The organism is Desulfonatronum thiosulfatophilum (assembly GCF_900104215.1).
Taxonomy (GTDB): domain Bacteria; phylum Desulfobacterota; class Desulfovibrionia; order Desulfovibrionales; family Desulfonatronaceae; genus Desulfonatronum; species Desulfonatronum thiosulfatophilum.
Genome location: NZ_FMXO01000017.1, coordinates 37,599 through 58,897, shown reverse-complemented (window position 1 = coordinate 58,897; position 21,299 = coordinate 37,599). Strand labels below are relative to the sequence as shown.

Genomic DNA, 21,299 nt, shown 5'->3' with positions numbered 1-21,299 from the left:
TTCCGTATAATGGAGTCTTATGATTTCCTTCAAAGAAATCAGTCTGAAAAACAAGATATTCTTCTCGACCTTGGCCATGGTCCTGGTCATCAGCGCGACCATTGCCCTGCTGGCCAGGTGGATTCTTATTTCCAGCCTGGTCAATGAACTTACCGGCCGGGGCATCGCCATCGCCCAAAGCATCGCGGATCAAGGCCGGGGATACGTGCTGACACGGGATCACGCCAACCTGGTCAGCCTGATCTTCGACGCGGCGCAGCTTGGGGAGCGCAGAATGCTGGTGGAGTATATCTTCATCGTGGACGATGAGCAGAATGTTCTGGCAAACACATTGATCCGCCCCTTTCCGGAAGAACTGCGTTTTGTCAACCCCATTCCTCCGGAACGTAACTACAGCATTGCCCAGCTCACCATTGAGGACGCATCCGTCTATGATATCGCCGTTCCGGTATGGGAGGGGATCTACACTATCGGCACCGTTCATGTCGGGTTGAAGCAGCGCCATATCGATCAACTGATCGGCAAGCTCAGGATTACGTTTCTCGGTTTTATTTTTGCCATTTTCATCATCATCTTTTTAATCAGCCATAAGTTTTCCAAGTATGTGACGAAGTCTCTGACCCAACTTACCAGGATCGCCGACGATATCACCCAGGGCAACCTGGATGTGAAGCCGCTGGGAATCGAGGAGATGGACAAGGAGGAGCACTGTCCGGCCTACTACAACACCGACCTGCCCTGCTGGTATGTGGACAAGACACTGGGCAGGGTCAGCTTTGACTATGCTCCCGAGAAGCCGGCCTATTGTACGGACTGTCTGGTCAAGAAAAAGAAGTCCGGCGATGAAGTGCAGCAACTGGCGGATTCTTTCAAGCACATGGTGCGCAGCATCAAGCTCTACCGTAATCGGGTCCGTGAATCAGAGGAGAAATATCGCTCCCTGTTCCGCAGCGGTCCGGCGCCGATCTTCGTGCTCAGCAGCAGGACCTTCCGGATCCTTGACGCCAACCCGAGCGCCTTGGCCACGTATGATTACACGAAAGAGGAGATGCTGAAGACATCTTTTCTGGAATTGGCCCCGGAGTTCAAGTCGAAATTTTCCATGTTTTTCAATGACCATCCCGGCGCGGAGAGTTTTATCTATCCCAAAGCCATGCACTTCAAGAAGGGCGAGGTGCCGTTCTACGTGAACGTGGTTGCCTGCCGGACCAGATATCTGGACCGGGAGGCAATCATTGTCTCCACGTCGGACATTACGGAAATGTTGGAAAAGGACGCCCAGCTCATTCAGGCCAGCAAGATGACCAGCCTGGGTCAGCTGTCGGCCGGCATCGCTCATGAATTGAACCAGCCGTTGAACATGATCAAGATGGGCAGCGAGTTTCTGGACATGGCCGTGAACGAGAAGACTCCGCTTTCCGATGAGAGTCTGCGTCAGATCAGCAACGAGATGAGCGCCCAGGTGGACAGGGCTACCGAAATCATCAATCATCTTCGTGAATTTGGCCGCAAATCGGATTTTACCAAGGAACCCATCGACATCAACAAGCCCGTTCGGGGCGTACTGTCGATCATGATGCACCAATTGAGCCTGCAAAATATTGTCGTTACGCTGGACCTGAACGAGACCCTGCCTCCGATATTGGCCCACGTGAACAGACTGGAGCAGGTTCTCTTCAACCTGGTGACCAATGCCCGTGACGCCATCATGGACAAGTACGTCTCCCTTGAGGAGGACGGGCGCCGGGAGATCATGATCCGTTCATTTCAAGAACATGATCGGGTTTGTCTCAGCGTGACTGATTCGGGCTGCGGTATGAGCGACAAGATCGTGAAAAAAATATTCGACCCGTTCTTCACGACAAAGCAGACGGGCATGGGCATGGGACTGGGTTTGTCGATCTCCTACGGGATCATCAAGGATTACGACGGAACCATTGAAATTAAAAGCGAAGAAGGCAATGGGACCACATTCATTTTGACGTTTCCCGTTGCAGACCAATAATGGAGGCTCGGCAAATGCGCAAAATTCTCGTGATAGATGATGAAAAGCCGACTCTTTCCATGTTTCGGCTTTTCCTAAACGCATATGGTTTTACGGTGTTCACTGCCGAGAACGGAGAGGATGGCCTTGATGTTTTTCAAAAAGAAGATCCGGCCATCGTCATTACGGATATCAAGATGCCGGGGATGGACGGCCTCGAAGTCCTGAAACGGATCAAGGAATTGAACCCGCTGGCCGAAGTGATCATCATCACCGGACACGGCGACCTGGATCTGGCTATTCGCGCCTTGAACATGAATGCAACGGATTTCATCAACAAACCGATTCAAAGATCCGCTCTGGATCAAGCCCTGCGTCGGGCCGAAGAACGCCTGGCCATGGCTGAAAGCGAGGAAAAAGACATCGCCTGGGATCAGGATGGAGAATTGGCATGCATCGACATCCGCGGCAACGTGAACGCCGCCTCCGAGCCATTGCTTCTGGAGACCTACGGACAGATAAACGAGCGCAACCTGCGCAGGATTTTGTTCCGGTTCAGCGAGAACGCCTCCGTCAACGGTGCGGGTATCGCCGTGCTCATTCAACTGCTGACAGAGAGTAAGAATCGGGATCAAGCGGTAATCATGACCGGGCTGGCCGAAAATTTCCGGAAGGTGTTTGAAATGGTCGGAGTTACCAAGCTGGCCCGGATCATGGTTGACGAGACAGAGGCGCGCAAACAATTGAAAAGCATGTAGGCAGCTTCTCTTCCGCCTGCCTATGCAACAGGTTTTACCGACCTTGATTTGGAGGATACAGATGTTTTCCAAAAGAATTTTCACATCCATCAGCATGGGGTGCTTGTTGTTCTGCCTGACGGTAAACTACGCCGCGGCCAAGAATCCGCCGCAAGTCGGCGACCGGCTTGAAGATGTCATGTCTTACAGCCTTCCCGCTCCCGGGCCCGAGGAACATCGAACCTACCTGGGCCTTTCGCCGGACCAGGACAGCATGACTCTTCAGGAACTGGAAGCAGCATACGTTCTGGTGGAAGTCGTCGGCGTCTATTGTCCGGTTTGTCATACCCAAGCCCCGGACATGGTTCGGCTATTTCATCGCATCCAGCGGGACACGGCTCTTTCCGGCAAGCTGGCCATGGTGGCCTTGGCTGCCGGGGCCACGCCAATGGAGGTGGAGCACTTGCTCAGAACATGGCGGTTTCCTTTCCCAATTCTTCAGGACGGCGACTATAGTCTGCACAAAATCCTTGGCGAGCCGGACACCCCGTTTACCTTTCTCATCGATGGCGAGGGAAATGTCCTCTATGCCCATCTTGGCCGCATCAATCCGGACAACCTGTTCAACGAACTCCAGAAGCTTCCATAACTGCCGACTGACCGCACCAGCGGGGTCAACGGGACAGCCTCAACCCACGGTGAGCCATGGACCATTCGCATGAGACGAACGTATCAGCGCCCGTGAATGAAGAGCGTCGGGACTTTCAGCTCAATGTGCTGTTCGAGACGGTTCGTGAGTTGAGCCAATTGACCGATCCGTCAGATGTGATGAAGAGCTTTGTTTTGTTGAGCATGGGACCTCTGGGCACGGCTCAGGCTTTGCTCGCTGCCAAGGATGCTCAATCAGGAAATGAGACAGTAGCATTGCGCGGTTTCGCAGCAGACTTTCAGGATGCGCTTGATGATCTCCTGACGGGCCTCACCGACAAGGTTTCCGCTGGAGAGGAAATGCTGCCCCATCAGGTTCGTGTCGTGACGATGAATGAGAATGCCAAGAATGAGGGGCTGCCTGAGTCGTTGCGTATTCTGGTCGAGTGGTACGTGGACAGGCATTGCTTCGGGGTGCTGGGGTATGGTCCGAAAGTCAGCGGGGAACCCTATGATCATCAGGACGAGGAGTTCTTGCTCCGCCTGACGTCCGCGTTCATGGACGCCCTAAAAGTTTCCAACGTCAACGAGACCATCCGCCGGTTGAATGATGAATTGCGGATCAGGAACGAAAACCTTCATCAGGCGTTGCTGATTTCCCAGGAGACGCAAACGCGCTTGGATCAGCGCTACTTTCACTTCAGAACCGTCTGTGACACCACCCGGGAGCTGAGCGGCAATCTGGACAAGGACAGCCTACTTTCCTCATTTCTGCTTTCGGTCATGGGCGCTTTCAGTGCCCAGCATGGATTCATCGTGTTATGGAACCGCGATGATCAAAGCATTTCTTCGATTCACAGAGGGTACCCCGTCGAATCTGTTCCGGATTTCGACGTCCAACGGCTGAATCAGGTTTTCAGAGCCTTGCTGCACCCCCCGTTCGTGCCCAGCCAAGGGGAAAAGCATTACCAGGTGTTGGACCTCGATACGCTACTGTCTCTGGGGCTGGACGATACGTCGCAAATCGCCGCCGCGTTTTTGATTGACGCGAACTTTTATGGACTGATGGTAGTAGGCAATTGCCTGGCTCAGCAAAAAGACGGGTTGTCGGACGAGGAACTGTTTCCGACCCTGTTGCAGGGGTTTCTCGTTAGTCTGGGAAACGCATTGGCCTTTGAAACAATCCAGAAGTTGAACAGCGATCTCCTGCAAAGGAATGCCGAACTGCGGCAAACACTTGAAGATCTTCAGCAAAGTCGCCAAACTATCAGTTTGCTGGAAGCCGCGGCCAACCGGATCAATTCTCTGCTCAAGACGGAAACCTTGCGCATTAAACGGGTCACGCTTGTGGACTGCATGGCCCTGTTCATGATCAGTCTGTTTTTGGGATTGATCTTTAACGTGACCAGCCCCGGGAGGATACCCGTTCGTCCTGAAACCTGGAGCCTGCCGCCTCCGAATCTGATCGACGTTTCCTGGGCGCGGCTGAAACATGCGTCACAGGGCTCGATATTTCTGGATGCCCGGCCTGTGGAATTTTATAATCAAACCCGCATTGCCGGAGCGGAGAGCCTGCCGTTGAACCTGTTCGAGTTCGTGTATTCCATGCGTTTCGCGCAACTGGATCCGAAGACGGATATTGTTGTCTATGGCCGAAACGTCAGCAGGCGCTATGACGAACTGGTGGCCGCGAAGCTTGCTGAGCGGGGCATGGTCAATGTTCGGGTCATGGACGGCGGTCTGCGGCAATGGCAACGACAAGGCCTCCCGGTGGAACCATGAACCGAAATCTCTTGATCCGGATCCTTACTCATGAATATGTGGCCCTGGCTCTTCGATTGTATATCGGGGCATTGTTCATCTATGCAAGCATGTACAAGATCAATTATCCGGCCGAGTTCGCCGAGACCATCGCCAGCTATCAGTTGGCGCCCTACTGGTCGGTCAATTTTCTGGCCATATTCATGCCCTGGTTGGAGCTGGTCTGCGGAGTGCTTCTGGTTGTCGGTTTTCGGGCAAAATCCGCGGTAACGATCATCGGGGGCCTGCTGGTCGTCTTCACCGTCGCCGTGACGATCAATCTCTGGCGCGGTTCACCCATACCATGCGGGTGTTTCACCAGCGTGGATGATCCCATCTCCTGGCGGACCGCGGTTCGGGACGTGATCTGGGTTGCCATGACGGTGCACATCTTTTTTTTCGATAAGATACTCCACCTGGAAAACCATTTTACATCCAAGCTTGAGAAAATGGCGTAAACGTGGATGCAGGCGATGAAGATTCGCCGGCGGTTGTGCGAGGTACTCCATGCGAAAATTTTGGCTCATGTTCGTTGCACTGGCGTGTGTCGCATTATTCAGCGGCGCCTGCGCGGATCCTTCGTACCTGGAGGGAAAATATCAAAGCTCTTCGCAAGCGGCGTTGTTTATCCTGCTGGAACTCAAACCTTCCGGACAGGGAACATGGGAAACGGACATGGACATGGTCGCCTTTCGCTGGCAGCAACGGGACGGGGAGCTTTGGCTGCATACGCAGACAGGAGGAGTGATCGTCGGAGAGATCGTGGACAGGTCAACGTTGCGGATAGTGATACCCGGCGTCGGCCCCATCGCTTTTGAAAGAGTTTCATAGCCATTTCAGCAATTTCTGTGCAACATGTTTTTCTGAGTCCATGTAGACTCTATGTAACTACTCAGCTGAGGTCCGGCTTGCCTTGATTTTGCGGCCTCGCACCGGCTTCGCAACATCAATCCATTGCGTGAATAAACAGCATTTGGAGCTTCAAATGCTAGGCAATGGTTTGATGAACGAATCCTGGCTCAGTCAAACATGCGAGACCGCAAAATCAAGGCAAGCCGGACAATTTGTGTACTTTAGAACATGCTGAATAATTACGTCTCTTTATCTCCAGGAAGGGCACGAAGATCACGAAGGGAGAGGCAGGCCGCGAAAGACGAACCCAACCTTCGTACTCTTAGCGCATAATCTGATTGCTCCTGACTGAAATGACAAAGGCCGGAGCCCCTGAGGGCTCCGGCCTTTGTTTCGAAAAAGAGAAAGTCCCGGGACCGCTTGATGCGGTCCCGAAACTGATTACCCGAATATCCGTTTGGCCGGTGCAACCACCTTGGCCAACGCGGCTTTGCGACTGATAGTCGGTACGTCCGCGGATGCCACGGCATATCGGTGATATGCGCGCGGACTTTCCTCGCAAAGGAAGACCACCCGCAGGTCTCGCGCATCGGCAAGAACCGCCTCGGGTCTGATCTTGCGGACTTCTTCGAGACGCTTGTTCGCCAGTTCCATCATGGCGTCGCGTTCACCGAAGTTCATGGTTCCCGTGGGACAACTCAGAACACAGGCCGGCAACATGCCGTTCTGGACCCTGTCGAAACACATATCGCACTTGCTTTGGATCAACGAGTCCTCGTCCAAGCGTGGAATGTCATAGGGGCAGGACATCCTGATTTCCTCGAAATCCAGATTCCGGGTATGCTCAGTGAAGAGCACGGCACCGGTTTCTTCATCCTGAAGAATAGCTTTGTCGTCGTACATGTCCCCGACCATCTTGCAAGGCGGGTAAATGCAATGGCGGCATTGATCCGGGAAGAAATACCATTGCCTGAATTTCTCCCCTTCCATGACTTCAGTAAAGCGAACCAGTTTATAGGTATTGAAGGTCAGATCCTTGGGATTCTGAAAAGAACCCCAGTTCCTGGTTTCCTCTGCCGGCAGTTTTTTCCACTGCTTGCAGGCCACTTGGCAGCCCCGGCAGGCAGTACACTTGGTCAGATCGATAAAGAATGTTTTACCTTGCATCGCGCACTCCTCCTTAAGCCTTTCTGATGTTGACCATGAATGTTTTGGTCTCTGGGATGAAGGTGTTGGGATCGCCCACCGACGGTGTCAGCAGGTTCGCTGAATCCCCGCCGTCTCTTGGATGAACCCAGCCGTAGTGCCATGTGGTTCCGACCATGTGGATGGTCTGGCCCATGACCTTCATCGGTTGCAGCCGGGGAGTCACGATGGCCACGGCCTTGATCTGGCCGCGCATATTCTCGACAATTACCAAGTCGCCGCTTTCAATGCCTCGGAGTTTGCCCAGTTCCGGATCAATCTCCACGAAGTTCTGCGGCATTTGTTCAATCAACCAGGGAGTCCAGCGGGTCATGACCCCGGACTGCCAGTGCTCGGTCACCCGGTATGTCGTGCCGATAAAGGGATAGCGAGGATCGCACACCGCACGTTTGACGGCCTCGCCCACGAATTCAAGGGCTGTTGGGTTGTGCAGCCGGGTGGAGAAGGGATGCTCTTCGAAGGGGCATTCCATGGCCTCGAAGTGTTCCGGGAAGGGGCCGTCGGCCATTCCCGGTCCGAACAGCCTGCCAACGCCCTCAGCCTGCATGATGAAGGGGTGCCGTTCTCCGGGCGCCCATCCGCCGTCAGGTATGTCGCCTACCCACTTGCTGCCGTCCCAGGCGATGACCGCCTTGTGCGGAGCATAGGGCTTGCCCTGCGGATCACAGGAGGCCCTATTGTAGACAATGCGTCGGTTCAAGGGCCAAGCCCAGGACCAGGCCGGGAAGATGCCGATATTGGCTTGCATTTCGGTCTGGGTCTTGTCGCGGCGGGCCATCATGTTTCCGGCTTCGGTGTAGCAGCCGCTGTAGACCCAGTTGCCGCAGGCAGTGGAGCCGTCGGCCTGGAGCGCGGTGAAGTTGGGAACCTGGGTTCCAGCCTTATGGGTGGTGTCGCCGATCTTCACGTCCTTGACGAAGTACCCGTTGAGCAGCTTGGCCACGCGGTGCGGATCGAAGTCGTGCGGGAACTTCTTGTCCGGATTGGTAACGCCCGCGGTGTTGAAGTTCATGATCGGATCCGGGAAAGCGCCGCCTTCTTTTTCATACAGGGCGCGGATCCTGCGCACCAGCTCCAGGGCCATGTCGCCGTCAGGGATGCAGTCGCCCATGGGCTTGGGACCGGCGTAGCGCCACTGGACCCAGCGGCCGGAGTTGGAAATGGAGCCTTCCTTTTCGCACCAGACCGCGGGCGGCAGGACGATGACCTCGGTTTTGACCTTGGCCGGGTCCATGTTCGGGCCTCTCCAGAAGGAGGCGGTTTCGTTGTCGAAGAGGTTGACCACCACCAGCCAGTCCAGCTGGGCCAAAGCGTTTCTGGTCTTGTTGGAGTCCGCGCCGCAGGCGGCCGGATTCTGCCCCCAGGCAAAGTAGCCCTTGAACTGGCCTTGGAGCATGTGGTCGAAGAGAACCAACCAGGATGCGTTCTGGCCGGGATCCAGCTTGGGCATGTAGTTGTAGCTCACGTCCGGATCCTGATCGGGGTACATGGCCTTGAGCAGGCTGGCCACGTACTTGGGCCGATTCTGCCACCAGTTGGCGCTTTTCGGATCGTTGGTCACCGGGGTGGTGGCTTTCTGGTAATCCGCGAAGGTGGCCATGGTGGAGCGGGGAGCAGGGTTGTAGCCGGGAATGATGTGAAAGAGCAGCGCCTGGTCCGTGGAACCCTGAACGTTGGATTCGCCGCGCAAGGCGTTCACGCCGCCGCCGGCCATGCCCATGTTGCCCAGCAGGAGCTGGATCATGGCCATGGTGCGGATGACCTGCGCGCCGGTGGTGTGCTGGGTCCAGCCCATGGCGTACATGATGGTCCCGGACTTGTCCGGAGCGCCAGTGGCCGCGAAGGTCTTGTAGAACTCTTCGAGCTGATCCCTGGGCGTAGCCGCCGTTTCAACGACGATATCCATGGTGTAGCGCTCGTAGTGCTTTTTCATCAGCTGGAAGACGCAGTTCGGATCCTGGAGGCTGGGATCTTTTTTGGGGATGCCCTGGTCATCCATCTGGAAAGACCAGGTGGTTTTGTCGTAGGTCGAAGTCTGGGGATTGAAACCGGTGAACAGTCCGTCATCGAAACCGAATTCAGGATTTACCAGGAAGCTGGCGTTGGTGTAGTTAAGGACGTAGTCCTTGAAGTACAGCTCGTTGTCCAGGATGTACTTGATCATGCCGCCAAGAATCGGGATGTCCGTTCCGGAGCGCATGGGCATGTACAGGTCGGACTTGGATGAAGTCCTGTTGAAGCGGGGATCGACGTTGATCAGGGTGGCGCCCTTTTCCTTGGCCTTCATCACCCACTTGAAGGAGATGGGGTGATTTTCAGCAGGGTTGGCGCCCATCATCAGAATGCAATCACTGTTCATCAGGTCGATGTAGTGATTGGTCATAACACCGCGTCCGAACGACTCTCCCAGAGCCGCTACAGTGGCGCTGTGTCAGATCCGGGCCTGGTGTTCTATGTACACCAGGCCAAGGCAACGCATCAGGGATGAAAGATACCAGCACTCCTCGTTGTCCAGAGCTGCGGAGCCGGTATGGGCGATGCCGTTGGTGCGGTTGACGACCTGCCCCATGGCGTTTTTCTCAATGAATGTCAGATCACGGGCATCCTTGACGTTCCGGGCAATTCGGTCCAGAGCCCAATCCCAGGATCTTTCCTCGAACTTGTCGGAGTTGGGGGCGCGGTACAGGACTTTGGAAATTCTGTTTTCGTTCTCGACAAGCTGCAGCAATGACGCGCCCTTGGCGCACAACGAACCTTCGTTGATGGGATGGTCCGGGTCGCCTTCAATGTTGATGGCCCGGTCCTTGTCGGGTCCGCTCTGGGCTGTGTGAATCAGCAAGCCACAGCCCACGGAACAGTAGCAGCAAATGGAAGTTGTTTCCTTGGCCTCCTGCAGTTTCAGCAACTGCGCCCTGGCTACGGTGGGTTTGAGATCAAACCCCAAACCACCGAAGGCCAGCGCCGAGCCGGCCACGGCCGAGAATTTTAAAAAGTTTCTGCGGGTAATCTGCATACAGCCTCCTTACCTGAAACGGTTGACGGAAGAACTCACTGACCTCGTATTTCCCGAGCCTGAAAAACCAAAAGATCGTATCCATAGGCCTGGCAGAAAATCATGTTCCTATGGCCGGCTAAATGAAAATGAAGCAATATGCTCCGGCACGCCCGCAAGAAAGCATTACGAAGCCGAACTTTCGTCCGCACCAACAGCGGTTCGAGCTGAAAGCCGAGCCCGAAAAAAGGCAGGGTTGATGCAAGGGGTTGGTTCGGGGACATAGCGTTTCAATCCAGGGTGTAATGGTTTCGATCCTATATCGAATAATGGAATGAAATGGACTGCAGGTCAACAACTGTTCTGATTACGCAAATTTTGGCACAAACCGGCAAAGCAGGCTTGCGGACAATTCGAATATATCCTGGTCGCGATTGTTGTAGCGGGCCTCCAGTTCCTTGACGTACAGGGGGAATTTTTCCGGAGAAAGGCCGCGGTAGCGGCGAATCTTGCCCAGGAGGTAGCCTAAAAACTCTGGTGTTTTTGTTGTTTCGCCCGTTTCCGGAGACAAGGCGAATTCCATGAACCTGGGGGGAGGTTGGGGCGAGCAGAACAGCAGGGCATGGTAGCGTTGATACGGTGCGCTGAAATATGTCTTTCCCCAGTGGCCCAGGCGCAGGCCGAAGTTCTGGTGGAAATGGAAGACCGTTTCCGGATGCAAGCCCGGCACGAGGTCGACAAAAGCCAGTCCGGAATGCTCAATTACTCCGAAGACCGGGGTCGTAAGATTGCTGCAGGGCTTAACTGTCAGAACCCTTCCGGAGGTCTTCAGTTCTATGCTGCGCTCAGAGCCGAAAAAATCCCGCGCATCGATGGCATTGGCCGCAATGGCGCAACGGATGGTCGTGATGGCCTTGTAGACGGTGTTGTAGGCCAGATCCATCTCCTTGGTCATGGCCAGGACAGTCAGGTCGAGTTCGAAGAGTTTGATGAGTCGTAGCCACTCCCGGCTTTTCAGGTCGCAATTGTTGATCCAGCGGCCGGTAAAGTCATGATATGTGTAGGCGCATTGGGCGCAACGGCGTCGGCCGTCGGTCAAGGGATAATTCCTGCGTTGTCTGCAGCGGGGACAGAAGCGCTGGTGGTTTTTCCAGCAGAATTTCAACAGATACCGGCGAGCGCTGGTCTCGGACTGAATGTGCTTTTCGTAATCGGCAATACGCATGACCTGGCTTCCAGTTTTTCTTAAAAACGACAGAGATTTTCGCATGAAATGCAACTATTCAGCTGAGTCCGGGTCGCCTTGATTTTGCGGCCTCGCAAACTCCTTCTCCGGCTTCGTAACTTCGAACCATTGCTCGAATAAACATCATTTTGTGCTCCAGGCGTCCGGCAATGGTTCGGTGAACGATCCTGGCCCAGTCAAACATGCGAGACCGCAAAATCAGGGCAACCCGGACTCGTTCCAGTTTTCATCGAACTTGGCTGCGTAGTTGCCATGAAATAAAAGAAAATCCTGGATACGCTTAACGTTCCTGGCAATCACCCGGCATTGTCATGCCTCGCTCGCCTCGCAGCATTTTTTGACTGGATACTTGAAAGTGCGAGCGTTTTTCGGCAATGGAAAGAGATCGATTCTTTACATAATGATCGGACGTCAACGTCGATGCCCGAATAGGTCCCAAAGCCGGCGACGCTTGAGGCATCGCCGGGATTACGCTTCTTCTCGCTGCAATGTGCGCTAGTTTTGAAGCTTTTTCAATATTTTTTGCATTCCGAAATTCAAATCAAGCTGATCGAAACCGATGCCTGAAAATGATGATCAGCCTCGTAAGGCCGCTTTGCCAACCCTGAAACCAGCAAGCGGGAAAAAAATGGACATTAGTGGCAAATGAACGCATTATCGGTTTCAGGTAATTTAGCATGGACTCAAATAATAATTTATGTTGCTACAAATTCCTTTTCTGTTTCCGGGCCGCGACTCAGGAGAACTTGGCATTCAATTTGTTAAAGGTATGGATCCCCTGAGGCGCCTGCAGAAACTGCCCACCAGAAACATGGTTTACCAAACTGAACCGAGTATGCCATACGTATTCCAGGTCCGCATCTAACGCAGGAGGTAATGGTGATGGTAGAGATGAAAAAAATTCTTTGCGCCATTGATTTTTCTGAAGTCAGCCCCATGGTGGCGGAGTATGCGCATTCACTGTCCAAGGCCTTTGGCGCTGAAGTGATTTTGTTGTACTCGGCCCCTTCATTGAACCAGTACGTCAGCTTCCATGTCCCTCCGAACTCCATCGAGACCTTTGTCGGCGAAATAGTCACCGGTGCCGAGCAGAGCATGGAAGCGTTCATTTCCCAATACCTTCCGGATGTGAGCGTAACCGGACGCGTGGTCAGCGGGTATGCCGCGGAGGAAATCGTCAAATGCGCGGACGAGGAAAATGTGGACATGATCGTCATGGGGACCCACGGCCGCAAGGGCATTGACCGGATCTTGTTCGGATCCGTCGCGGAAAAGGTCGTCAAAGCCGCCAATTGTCCTGTGTTGACCTTGCGACCATTCTGCGCCGTTCACTTTCCAAACAAATGATCCCGCGCGCGGTTTCGGCCGCGAGACAAGTCTTTTTGGAGTAAGTTCTTGGCAATTACCATTGAGTTCCGAAAAAAAGGTCCTCCTCCGGGCGTGGACCTCGGCAGCGGCTGGATCAAAGTTGTTGCTCTGGACCTGCGCCGCAAGAAACCGCAATTGAGCCGGATCGGCCGACTGCCGCTGGCTATCGGCGACATGGACAAGGGAGAAAAGGCCGCGGACAGGCTGGCAGAACTCTGGCGAAATCTGGAGATCCGGGAAAAAAGCGTCGTTTCCGCGATGACCGGACATGCGGTGATCGTCAAGAAAGTGAATATCTCCACCGAGGCCGCGACAAACATGGAACTCTTTCTGGCCAAGGAAGCCAAGCAATACATTCCCTTCGATCTTCAGGACGTCTATCTGGACCATCAAAATCTCGGCCTGGGCTCCAAGGAAGGGACAACGGACATTCTCCTGGTGGCCAGCAAGAAGCGTGAGGTGGAAGAGCGCCTTCTCATTCTGACCAAGGCCGGGCTGGAGGTCCGGGTGATGGATGTGGACGCCTTTGCCTTGAGCAATTGCTTTGAATTCAATTACCCGGAATATGCCGATGAGCCCCATTATCTTCTGGATATTGGCGGACACTTAAGCGTGTTCTGCGTGGTTTGGAAGAATCAGTTGGTTTTTCATCGGGAATTGAGCATTGGTGGGCAGCAGCTGACGGATCGGCTGGCAAAGCTGTTGAACCGTACCAAGGCCGAATGCGAAAAAATGAAAATCAACGGCCCTGGCGAGATGCCGGCGACAGAGGTTGCCGCCATGGAAGACGAGCTGGACGACGTATTCGCTTCCTGGGCATCCGAGGTTCGCCGGTTGATCGGTTTCTATCTTGGATCGTCACCCGGTTCCAAACCTGCCGCCACTTTGTTTTTGGCGGGCGGCGGAAGCCTGCTTTCCGGATTGCGGGACAAGCTGGCCAGGGATCTGGAAATGGATGTACAGTATCTTGATCCCTGGCGTAAACTCGAACCGGACGTTTCCCGGTTTGATCACGCTTATCTGCGGGCCGTGGGACCCCAGTACGCCGTGGCCACCGGACTGGCGTTGCGGGAGGCCGTAAAATGATCCGCATCAACTTATTGCCGCCGGAAAAGCGACCCAGAATATCCACCCTGCGGCTGGATCTGGGAGCCCTGGTGTTTGCTTTGGTTCTGGTGGGCGGCGCCATCCTCTTGTCCCATCTTTGGGTCAGTGCCAAGCTGTCCGATCTCGAAAGAGTGCACGAAGCAAGACAGGTTGAAAACAGGGCGCTGACAGCCGAAGTCGCCCAGGTTCGGCGGATGGAGAATGAGATCAAGGCTGTTGCCTCCAAGATTGAAATTATCACCGGCATCCGAAGCATTCAAACGCTTCCGGTACGCTATATCGACGCCTTGATCTCACTGCTTCCCGAGGACCGGATCTGGTTCGAAACATTCCAGTTGGACCACAACGGCGCTCTCCAGCTCAAGGGCGTGGCCATGGATAATCAGTCGTTCGCAGCATATGTCGAGATCTTGCGGACCTCCGATTTCGTGCGGGGAGTCGTGACCGAGCGGACTCTGCGCCGCGAAGTCCAGGGGTTGACCTTGGTGGAATTTCACTTCCGGATCACCTTTGGCCCGCCGCCTGACGAGTATTATCAACGGGAGGCGAATTATGGATAGCCAGGCCCTGACGCAACGTCTTGAGACGCTGAGCAAGCTCCACAAACTGTTGATATTGATCGTTCTGGTCGTCGGCACTCTCGGCGGTTACGCCTTTTTCTCCTTCATGCCCAAGCTGGAGCGGACAACGCAGCTGGAGCAGGAGATCCAGAGTCTGGAAAACTCCATCGCGGCCAATCGACGCCTGGCCGCCCGGTTGCCGGAGTTGCAGGAAGAAATGGCTGCCCGCGAGTACGAGTTGCTGTTGGCCAAAATGCTGCTTCCCGCAGACGCGCAGGAACGCGAGCGGCTTCTGGCGGCCATCGAGCGGCTGGGAATGGATGTGGGGGTTGAGTTTCTGCTGTTTCAGCCGGGGAGCGAGGTGGCGCATGATTTTTACGCATCACGGGAGGTCCAACTGCGAATGCGAGGCGAATTCCATAACCTGATCACTTTCTTTGATCGAATGTCGCGCCTGGACCGGCTGGTCAGTCTGGATCGTCTGCGATTGCAGCCGAACGCCGCAACCGCGGCCGGCGTCGGTCCCGTAACCCTTACAGCCGAAAGCAGCATTCAAGTGTACCGCGCACTAACCGAGCAGGAGATCAAGGCCGCCGAGGAACGCAAGGCCCAACAACAGCAGGGCGGACGGCGGCGATAGCCGTGCTTCGCTCGCTCCAGAATCAGGATAAGTCTGATCAACTCTATTTAATGAGCATAATGAGTAATTTTCTGAATAAATTTGCTTTATCTTCGTATACAAGCATGAAGTTCCCTCTGGTCATGGCGATGTTGGTCATATTCATGTCCATAGCGCCGGGATCAGCCAATTTGTTTGATAGTGACGCAGACGAAAACACCAACAACATTGAACCTGATTTAATGGGAACAGCTCTGGAGTTGCCGCTCTGGCTGCAGACTCCTGACGGCTACTGGTACAGGCCTGACGATAAGCCGGATCCGTTTCGTCCTTTTGTCCGTCCCATTCCCCCCGAGGAAAGCTTTCAGCCGCAGATCCCGCAGCGAGCCCTCACTCCCTTGGAACGTGTCGAGGCGACTCAGCTACGAGTCGTGGGCATCCTCTGGAATGAACTGTTTCCGGAGCGGGGACTGGCCGCCATGGTCGAAATGCCCGACGGCAAGGGGTATGTTCTTCGGCCCGGGATGTTTGTTGGGCAATATGGAGGCGCTGTGCATCAAATAACGACGGGAGAGGTTGTCATCGTGGAACAAGGTCGGGATATCGCAGGACGGGAGCAGACCAGGGAAATCATACTCAGGTTGAATCCAAGCCGGGGAGATGGTCATGATTCGTAGTTTCGAGGGAACTCCGCTTGGTGCAGGCAACCGAGCCTCGGCATGTTTCAATCTGGCGGCGGCAGTGATAATATTTCTCATTACGGTATTATTTGGCTGCACCGCAAAAACGCAACCCTTACATACTTCCCCGGCACACGCCGAAGTGAATCTGTCCGAGGGAGTTGGAACAGCTTCAACCCCGGAAATTGCCTTTGTTAACCAGAATTTATTGCCCGATTCTGATTCGTTGCCGCGGACATTGGCGCCGGTAGCCGAGCCGCCACGCAACCAATTGGGACGGGTGATTTTTTTTCAGGATGACGACGCGACAATCGGCGTCAACTTAGAGACATCATGGAAGCCGACATGGGAACTTGCGCCAGCCCGGCCCGGGCAAATTCGGATTGTTTTTCCGAATCTCGTCAGTCCGCCCGCGTTGACCAAGCTGCATCAACTGCATGGTTACGCCCATCCAGTAAAAAGCGCCTTGCTCCGCAATACCATGGAAGGGCTCGAAGTGCTGCTGACCGCCACCAGCCCGGTAATCATCGAATCCGAAGCATTCCCCGGTAGGGTGATGTTGAGATTTGTCGATGAGACGAAGCCTGAACCTCCTGCAAGGGGGCCAGCGCCGACCGTGTCGAGTCCTCGTGGCATCCAGCGGGATGCGCTGCAACGGGACACTGCGGCAATGCCGACGGTGTTGGAAGAGACCCTCTTTCCCGGCATGCGGGATGAGTATTTCGGCGAGCCGATTTCCATCGATTTGCAGAATGCAGAGGTGGAGCATGTTTTGCGGCTGATCGGAGAGGTGGCGGGATACAATCTAATCCTGGACGCCGGGGTCGGCGGCCGGATTTCCATGAAACTGAACAACGTACCCTGGGATCAGGTGTTGGATCTCGTTCTTCTTCAGCGCAACCTGGGTATGGTGGTACGTGGCAATATCCTGCGCATCAGCACGGCCCAGCAGCTGGAATCCGAGCGGGAGCAGGTGCGCCGGGTCCGGGAAGCAGCCATGCAGGCCGAGGAAACCATCCAACGCCTGGAACCGCTGCAAACGGCCTACATTCAGGTCAATTACGCCACAGCCGCCGAGATGGATGTCCGCACACGTCCGTTTCTCAGCGAGAGGGGCAGGCTGAGCTCCGATCCCAGGACCAACACCTTGATAGTCACGGATTCTCCATCGCGGATCAGAGAAATTCAGGGATCGGTCGATCGATTGGACCGAGCTGAGCGCCAGGTGCTTATCGAAGCCCGAGTGGTCTATGCAACGGAAGATTTTCAGCGTGGCATGGGCATCCAATGGGGAGGCGGCATTGAGACAGTTTCCACGCGGTATCATCGTGGTCTGTACGGCGGGGCGGGCAGTCTTCCGCCACCTCCGGGAGCCGGAGTCGCCCAGTCAGGATATCTGGTCAATACGCCGTTAGCAATGGCGCCGACCTTTGGAATAGGCGGCTTCATCTCCAAGCTCATGGGGCCGGACATGTTTACGTTGGACGCGCAACTGCAGTTGGCGGAGCTCCAGAACATTGCCCGGACAGTATCCTCACCGCGGGTCGTCACTCTGAACAATCAACGCGCCCAGATTGAGCAGGGCACGCGTATTGCGATACAGGTTACTGATGAGCGCGGCACCCGGACCGACTACGTCGACGCAGTGCTCATGCTCTCTGTCATCCCCCAAATCACGCCAAACAATAATTTGATTCTGGACTTGGAGATCAGGGACGACAATCCCGTGGGAAGCGACATAGATACCAAGACGACACGGACGCGACTGATGGTTGAAGACGGCCAGACCCTTGTCCTTGGAGGAGTGCTCAAAAGTACCGAAGATCGGTTGGAAAATCGCGTTCCAGGATTTGCAGATATTCCCGGTTTGGGATGGCTCTTCAAAAGCCGCTCCGAACGATCAAGAAATCAGGAATTGTTGATTTTTATCCGACCGAGCATTTTGTAACACGAACGCGCTGTACCCTGCAGGGGTAACTTCGCCCAATTTCCCGGTGGAGCTTGTCGGCAGGCGCCATTGGGCTTTTTTATGGAGAATATTGTGCAATCAGATACCTTTGTTCGTCCAGAGATCAAAGACTTCAGCCCCTACAGTCCCGGACTGTCCATAGATGAAATTCGGGAGAAATATGCCCTGCAACGCGTGATCAAGATGGCCAGCAACGAGAATCCGCTGGGTGTTTCTCCCCTGGTTCAAAAGACGTTGGCCAAACATATCGGCGGCGTGTTCCGATACCCGCGCTCGGGCAGCCCCGACTTGCGCGCGGCCCTGGCCCGTCATCTGGATGTGCCGGAGGAATGGATCGTGGCCGGCAACGGTTCGGACGAGATCATCGACCTGTTGATCCGGGTCAAGGCCAGACCGGGCAAGGACCATGTCCTGCTCTTTGAGCCCAGCTTCAGCATGTATCGTCTCCTGGCGAGACTGTGCGGCGTGGAGGTGCGGACCATTCCCCTGGATGAGGATTTTCATTTTCCCTGGGTCAGGATGCTGCAAAGCGTCACGGAGGAAACAGCCGTTGTTTTCGTGACCACTCCGGACAATCCCACCGGATATGCGCCGGAGGTCCAGGAACTGGAGAGCGTGGCCGGACAGCTGCCCCCGCACGTATTGCTGGTTGTCGATGAAGCGTACATGGATTTCGCACGGCCCATGGATGAATATACCCTGTTGCCGCGTCTGAAGGATATGCCCAACGTGGTCGTGCTCCGGACATTTTCCAAGCTGTACGGCTTGGCGGGACTGCGTTTGGGATACGGGGTCATGCCGCCCTGGCTGGCGGATGCCCTGATCCGCGTCAAGCCGCCGTTCAGCGTGAATATTCTGGCGGAAGTCGCCGGTACGGCCGCGCTGCAAGATATCGATTTCACCAGGGCTACCTTGGATTGCGTGATCACCGGACGGACATATCTGGCCACGGAACTGGAACGTATGGGATGCCGCGTCTTCCCGTCGCAGGCCAATTTCCTGCTTTTCAAGCTTGGCCGCGCGAACCGTAATGAATTGTCGGCGCAGCACGTCTTCCAGGAACTGCTGCGGCGAGGAGTGATCATCAGGCCGCTGAAAAGCTATGGCTTGGATGAATACCTGCGGGTGAGCATCGGGACTGAAGAGGAAAATCAGATTTTTATCCGGGAAATAGAGGCCGTGCTCCATGGCTGAACAATCCCGCGAACATTTTATTGACCAACCTCTGATCGTCACCCTGGACGGACCGGCCGGATCGGGCAAGACCACTGTGGCCAAGATGGTCGCGGCAAGGTTGGGCATAGCCTATCTGGACACCGGAGCCATGTTTCGAGCCTTTGCTCTGCACCTGGGGCCACAAAGCTGGACCAGGAGCGAGGCTGATCTGCGGAACGGTCTGGCCGGGTTGGGGTTCGCCGTGAAAGGTCGAGGCGAAGAGTCCGCCTTGCTGCTCAACGGGGAGCCGCTGGGCGCGGAGATTCGGCAGGAGGAGGTGGGGATGTGGGCTTCCAACCTGGCCCGGCTGGACGTGGTCCGGGAGATACTGAAGCAGGCCCAGCAGCGTCTCGGCGCTGAAACTCCGCTGGTGGCCGAGGGGCGGGACATGGGCAGCGTGGTGTTTCCCCAGGCCAAGTTCAAGTTTTTCCTGGAAGCCGCACCCGAGGAACGAGCCAGACGGCGCTGGCTGCAACTCAAGGAAATGGGCGTGGAGGAGGACCTGGACGCCCTGGCCGAGAATTTACGCCGACGCGACGATCAGGATCGCAACCGGACCATCGCTCCGCTCAAGCCCGCGGCTGATGCCGTGATCATCGACACGGCGGGTTTGACTCCGGAGGCGGTCGCCGAAAGGATCGTTCAGATCGTAGCACGCCTTCCAGCGGCAGATGCGTGAAAACACGCCATCGTGAACACGCAACCTCACAGGGAAACTAACGCGAGCAATCAAGAATGCTGATCACTGATCTCCGGTCTTGTCCGCGCGGTGCGACATGGCTTCGCTGAGGCGCTGGGCCATGTCCTCGCGACGGACGTCTATTTTTTCCTGGACCCGGCATCGGAACAGCAGTTTCTTGAGATCCTTGGACAGCTGTTCGAGTTCTTCCACGGACAGCTCGGCGCACAGTTTCAGGATTTCATCAACCTTTGTCTGGTCCATTTTTTTTCACCTCGTTCCACAACGCATTCCAGGCATCCAAATCCAGCTCCTCCAGATCGATTCCTCTGCCTTCGGCCAATGACGCCAGTTGTTCAAAGCGGCGCAGGAATTTTCGGTTGGCGCGGTCCAGAGCCTCGTTGGCCTTGAGTCCCTTGCGTCGTCCGTATTCCACCAGGGTGAACAGATAATCCCCGTATTCATCCAGAGCTGTGTCCGCCTCGTCGTCCGCTCCGTCTGCGCTTGGATTTTCCGCGCAGTGCCATTCCCGCCACTCCTGATCCAGCTGCTCCCGGACTCCTTCTTCATCCTGCCATGTAAAGCCCAGGCGTGCGGCCTTGGAGTGGATTCTGTACGCCCGCAGCAACGGCGGCAATGCGGTGGGAATCCCTTCAAATGGACCGCGATCGGCTTTTTCCTTTTTCTTTTCCTTTTCCCAGTTCGCCCATAGCGCTTCCAGATTCGCAAATTCGGCATCCGCGAAAACATGAGGATGACGGCGGATCATTTTCGCCGCGGACTGATCCAGCACCTCGCTCAAGGTGAACCGGCCCCGGCGTTCCATCCATGTGGTCACGAACAGCAGCAGGAACCAGACATCCCCCAGTTCTTCGCGCATCTCCTCGGTATTGTGCGACCGGATCGCATCCACCAATTCATGGACTTCTTCCACCAAGTAGTCGGCCAATGTTTGAGGAGTCTGATCCCGGTCCCATGGGCAGCCGCCGGGACCCAGGAGTCGTTCCAGAACGTCACGCAGGCGTTGCAAGGCAATGTGGTCTGTGTTCATGGCTATTTTCCGGAGCGCGGGTCAGGCGCTGCTGTACGTTTTCACGCCATTTCTGGCGCAGTGGCTGGCTTTTGTCCTCGAACTGGCGGCGCATCTCCGTGGGCAGGAGATCCGCCAGGATAGCCGAAAAGCGGTTGACCTGGGGGGCCAGGCGGGACTCGACCAGAATATCGGCCTTGGGAGAGAGAAACGTCGTCAGAAGCAGGACCAGAAGAACGCAGATCAGTCCGCCCTTGAGCAAACCAATCACGCCGCCCGCGAATCGGTCCACCCAGCCCAGCAAAACGACCCTGAGCAGATGGCGCAAGACTGAGGCCACCATGAGCACGCCTACGAGCCCGGTGCAGAAAACCAGAGCGTAGCTGAGCATCTGGGCGGTGCCTGGGTCGGGAAGTATGCTTTCAACGAGAGGCGTGAGCTGGGCATAGTACCGGTTCGCAAGGATGAAACCGACTATGAGTCCGATGACGGAGGAAATCTCGCCGATGAAGCCGCGAAAAAGTCCTCGAATCATTGCAAATCCCAAAATGATCAGGATCAGGATGTCCAGTGTGTTCATGTCGGTTGTCGGCATTTGGATCCCATG

20 protein-coding genes are annotated in these 21,299 nt (G+C 55.4%); 14 read left to right on the top strand and 6 right to left on the bottom strand.

Going from position 1 to position 21,299, the window contains the following annotated elements:
- Positions 1–19 precede the first annotated feature (19 nt).
- The 6 genes from BLP93_RS14000 (at position 20) to BLP93_RS13975 (ending at position 6,000) form a co-directional block, all read left to right on the top strand.
- Positions 20–2,005, top strand: coding sequence for an ATP-binding protein (locus BLP93_RS14000; RefSeq protein ID WP_092123080.1), 1,986 nt, complete (start codon positions 20–22; stop codon positions 2,003–2,005).
- Between the two features lie 14 nt (positions 2,006–2,019).
- Complete coding sequence (locus BLP93_RS13995; RefSeq protein WP_092123079.1) at positions 2,020–2,742, top strand: response regulator; 723 nt, start codon at positions 2,020–2,022, stop codon at positions 2,740–2,742.
- Positions 2,743–2,803: 61 nt separating this feature from the next.
- Positions 2,804–3,370: a peroxiredoxin family protein gene (locus tag BLP93_RS13990; protein ID WP_161946345.1), complete on the top strand. Its 567-nt coding sequence runs from the start codon at positions 2,804–2,806 to the stop codon at positions 3,368–3,370.
- Between the two features lie 92 nt (positions 3,371–3,462).
- Complete coding sequence (locus BLP93_RS13985) at positions 3,463–5,151, top strand: rhodanese-like domain-containing protein (protein ID WP_161946344.1); 1,689 nt, start codon at positions 3,463–3,465, stop codon at positions 5,149–5,151.
- Entirely contained in the window at positions 5,148–5,627 is a 480-nt protein-coding gene (locus BLP93_RS13980) for a MauE/DoxX family redox-associated membrane protein (RefSeq protein ID WP_092123073.1), read from the top strand. Before BLP93_RS13985 ends, BLP93_RS13980 begins: the two co-directional genes overlap by 4 nt.
- A 49-nt stretch (positions 5,628–5,676) precedes the next feature.
- Complete coding sequence (locus BLP93_RS13975) at positions 5,677–6,000, top strand: hypothetical protein (protein WP_092123071.1); 324 nt, start codon at positions 5,677–5,679, stop codon at positions 5,998–6,000.
- Between the two features lie 462 nt (positions 6,001–6,462).
- Here the strand turns inward: BLP93_RS13975 and BLP93_RS13970 are convergent, their stop codons facing one another.
- The 3 genes from BLP93_RS13970 to BLP93_RS13955 form a co-directional block, all read right to left on the bottom strand.
- Complete coding sequence (locus BLP93_RS13970) at positions 6,463–7,188, bottom strand: 4Fe-4S dicluster domain-containing protein (RefSeq protein ID WP_092123069.1); 726 nt, start codon at positions 7,186–7,188, stop codon at positions 6,463–6,465.
- Positions 7,189–7,201: 13 nt separating this feature from the next.
- Positions 7,202–10,240, bottom strand: a complete 3,039-nt coding sequence (gene fdnG / locus BLP93_RS13965; protein WP_092123067.1) for a formate dehydrogenase-N subunit alpha — start codon at positions 10,238–10,240, stop codon at positions 7,202–7,204.
- Between the two features lie 346 nt (positions 10,241–10,586).
- The gene (locus BLP93_RS13955) at positions 10,587–11,444 is read right to left on the bottom strand and encodes a transposase (RefSeq protein WP_161946343.1); all 858 of its coding nucleotides are present in this window, start codon (positions 11,442–11,444) and stop codon (positions 10,587–10,589) included.
- A 903-nt stretch (positions 11,445–12,347) separates the two neighbouring features.
- On the opposite strand from BLP93_RS13955, the gene BLP93_RS13950 reads away from it, so the two are divergent.
- From BLP93_RS13950 to cmk, 8 genes are all read left to right on the top strand, one after another.
- Positions 12,348–12,812, top strand: coding sequence for a universal stress protein (locus BLP93_RS13950; RefSeq protein ID WP_092123159.1), 465 nt, complete (start codon positions 12,348–12,350; stop codon positions 12,810–12,812).
- Between the two features lie 48 nt (positions 12,813–12,860).
- On the top strand, positions 12,861–13,919 hold the full coding sequence (gene pilM, locus BLP93_RS13945; RefSeq protein ID WP_092123060.1) for a type IV pilus assembly protein PilM: 1,059 nt from the start codon (positions 12,861–12,863) through the stop codon (positions 13,917–13,919).
- Positions 13,916–14,500 (top strand): PilN domain-containing protein, encoded by a 585-nt coding sequence (locus BLP93_RS13940; protein ID WP_092123058.1) that lies wholly within the window; start codon positions 13,916–13,918, stop codon positions 14,498–14,500. The genes pilM and BLP93_RS13940 overlap by 4 nt, the downstream gene beginning before the upstream one ends.
- A complete protein-coding gene (locus BLP93_RS13935) occupies positions 14,493–15,140 on the top strand; it encodes a type IV pilus inner membrane component PilO (protein WP_092123057.1) in 648 nt (215 codons plus the stop codon). The genes BLP93_RS13940 and BLP93_RS13935 overlap by 8 nt, the downstream gene beginning before the upstream one ends.
- A gap of 170 nt (positions 15,141–15,310) precedes the next feature.
- The gene (locus BLP93_RS13930; protein ID WP_161946342.1) at positions 15,311–15,796 is read left to right on the top strand and encodes a pilus assembly protein PilP; all 486 of its coding nucleotides are present in this window, start codon (positions 15,311–15,313) and stop codon (positions 15,794–15,796) included.
- Between the two features lie 211 nt (positions 15,797–16,007).
- On the top strand, positions 16,008–17,747 hold the full coding sequence (locus tag BLP93_RS13925) for a type IV pilus secretin PilQ (RefSeq protein ID WP_161946341.1): 1,740 nt from the start codon (positions 16,008–16,010) through the stop codon (positions 17,745–17,747).
- Positions 17,748–17,840: 93 nt separating this feature from the next.
- The gene (gene hisC, locus BLP93_RS13920; RefSeq protein WP_341844803.1) at positions 17,841–18,962 is read left to right on the top strand and encodes a histidinol-phosphate transaminase; all 1,122 of its coding nucleotides are present in this window, start codon (positions 17,841–17,843) and stop codon (positions 18,960–18,962) included.
- Positions 18,955–19,662 (top strand): (d)CMP kinase, encoded by a 708-nt coding sequence (gene cmk, locus BLP93_RS13915; protein ID WP_092123047.1) that lies wholly within the window; start codon positions 18,955–18,957, stop codon positions 19,660–19,662. Before hisC ends, cmk begins: the two co-directional genes overlap by 8 nt.
- Positions 19,663–19,725: 63 nt before the next feature.
- Here the strand turns inward: cmk and BLP93_RS13910 are convergent, their stop codons facing one another.
- From BLP93_RS13910 to BLP93_RS13900, 3 genes are read right to left on the bottom strand one after another with little or no spacing between them, the layout of a single operon-like run.
- Complete coding sequence (locus BLP93_RS13910; RefSeq protein WP_092123045.1) at positions 19,726–19,926, bottom strand: hypothetical protein; 201 nt, start codon at positions 19,924–19,926, stop codon at positions 19,726–19,728.
- On the bottom strand, positions 19,907–20,713 hold the full coding sequence (gene mazG / locus BLP93_RS13905) for a nucleoside triphosphate pyrophosphohydrolase (protein ID WP_092123043.1): 807 nt from the start codon (positions 20,711–20,713) through the stop codon (positions 19,907–19,909). Before mazG ends, BLP93_RS13910 begins: the two co-directional genes overlap by 20 nt.
- Positions 20,676–21,272, bottom strand: a complete 597-nt coding sequence (locus BLP93_RS13900) for a CvpA family protein (RefSeq protein ID WP_161946340.1) — start codon at positions 21,270–21,272, stop codon at positions 20,676–20,678. The genes mazG and BLP93_RS13900 overlap by 38 nt, the downstream gene beginning before the upstream one ends.
- Between the last annotated feature and the right edge of the window lie 27 nt (positions 21,273–21,299).

Excerpts from the sequence above, each read along its gene's own strand:
- mazG (WP_092123043.1), bottom strand. The coding sequence starts at position 20,713 with ATGAACACAGACCACATTGCCTTGCAACGCCTGCGTGACGTTCTGGAA.
- BLP93_RS13935 (WP_092123057.1), top strand. The coding sequence starts at position 14,493 with ATGGATAGCCAGGCCCTGACGCAACGTCTTGAGACGCTGAGCAAGCTC.
- BLP93_RS13980 (WP_092123073.1), top strand. The coding sequence starts at position 5,148 with ATGAACCGAAATCTCTTGATCCGGATCCTTACTCATGAATATGTGGCC.
- cmk (WP_092123047.1), top strand. The coding sequence starts at position 18,955 with ATGGCTGAACAATCCCGCGAACATTTTATTGACCAACCTCTGATCGTC.
- BLP93_RS13990 (WP_161946345.1), top strand. The coding sequence starts at position 2,804 with ATGTTTTCCAAAAGAATTTTCACATCCATCAGCATGGGGTGCTTGTTG.
- BLP93_RS13950 (WP_092123159.1), top strand. The coding sequence starts at position 12,348 with ATGGTAGAGATGAAAAAAATTCTTTGCGCCATTGATTTTTCTGAAGTC.
- BLP93_RS13995 (WP_092123079.1), top strand. The coding sequence starts at position 2,020 with ATGCGCAAAATTCTCGTGATAGATGATGAAAAGCCGACTCTTTCCATG.
- BLP93_RS13900 (WP_161946340.1), bottom strand. The coding sequence starts at position 21,272 with ATGAACACACTGGACATCCTGATCCTGATCATTTTGGGATTTGCAATG.
- BLP93_RS13970 (WP_092123069.1), bottom strand. The coding sequence starts at position 7,188 with ATGCAAGGTAAAACATTCTTTATCGATCTGACCAAGTGTACTGCCTGC.
- BLP93_RS13940 (WP_092123058.1), top strand. The coding sequence starts at position 13,916 with ATGATCCGCATCAACTTATTGCCGCCGGAAAAGCGACCCAGAATATCC.
- BLP93_RS14000 (WP_092123080.1), top strand. The coding sequence starts at position 20 with ATGATTTCCTTCAAAGAAATCAGTCTGAAAAACAAGATATTCTTCTCG.
- BLP93_RS13910 (WP_092123045.1), bottom strand. The coding sequence starts at position 19,926 with ATGGACCAGACAAAGGTTGATGAAATCCTGAAACTGTGCGCCGAGCTG.
- BLP93_RS13955 (WP_161946343.1), bottom strand. The coding sequence starts at position 11,444 with ATGCGTATTGCCGATTACGAAAAGCACATTCAGTCCGAGACCAGCGCT.
- BLP93_RS13975 (WP_092123071.1), top strand. The coding sequence starts at position 5,677 with ATGCGAAAATTTTGGCTCATGTTCGTTGCACTGGCGTGTGTCGCATTA.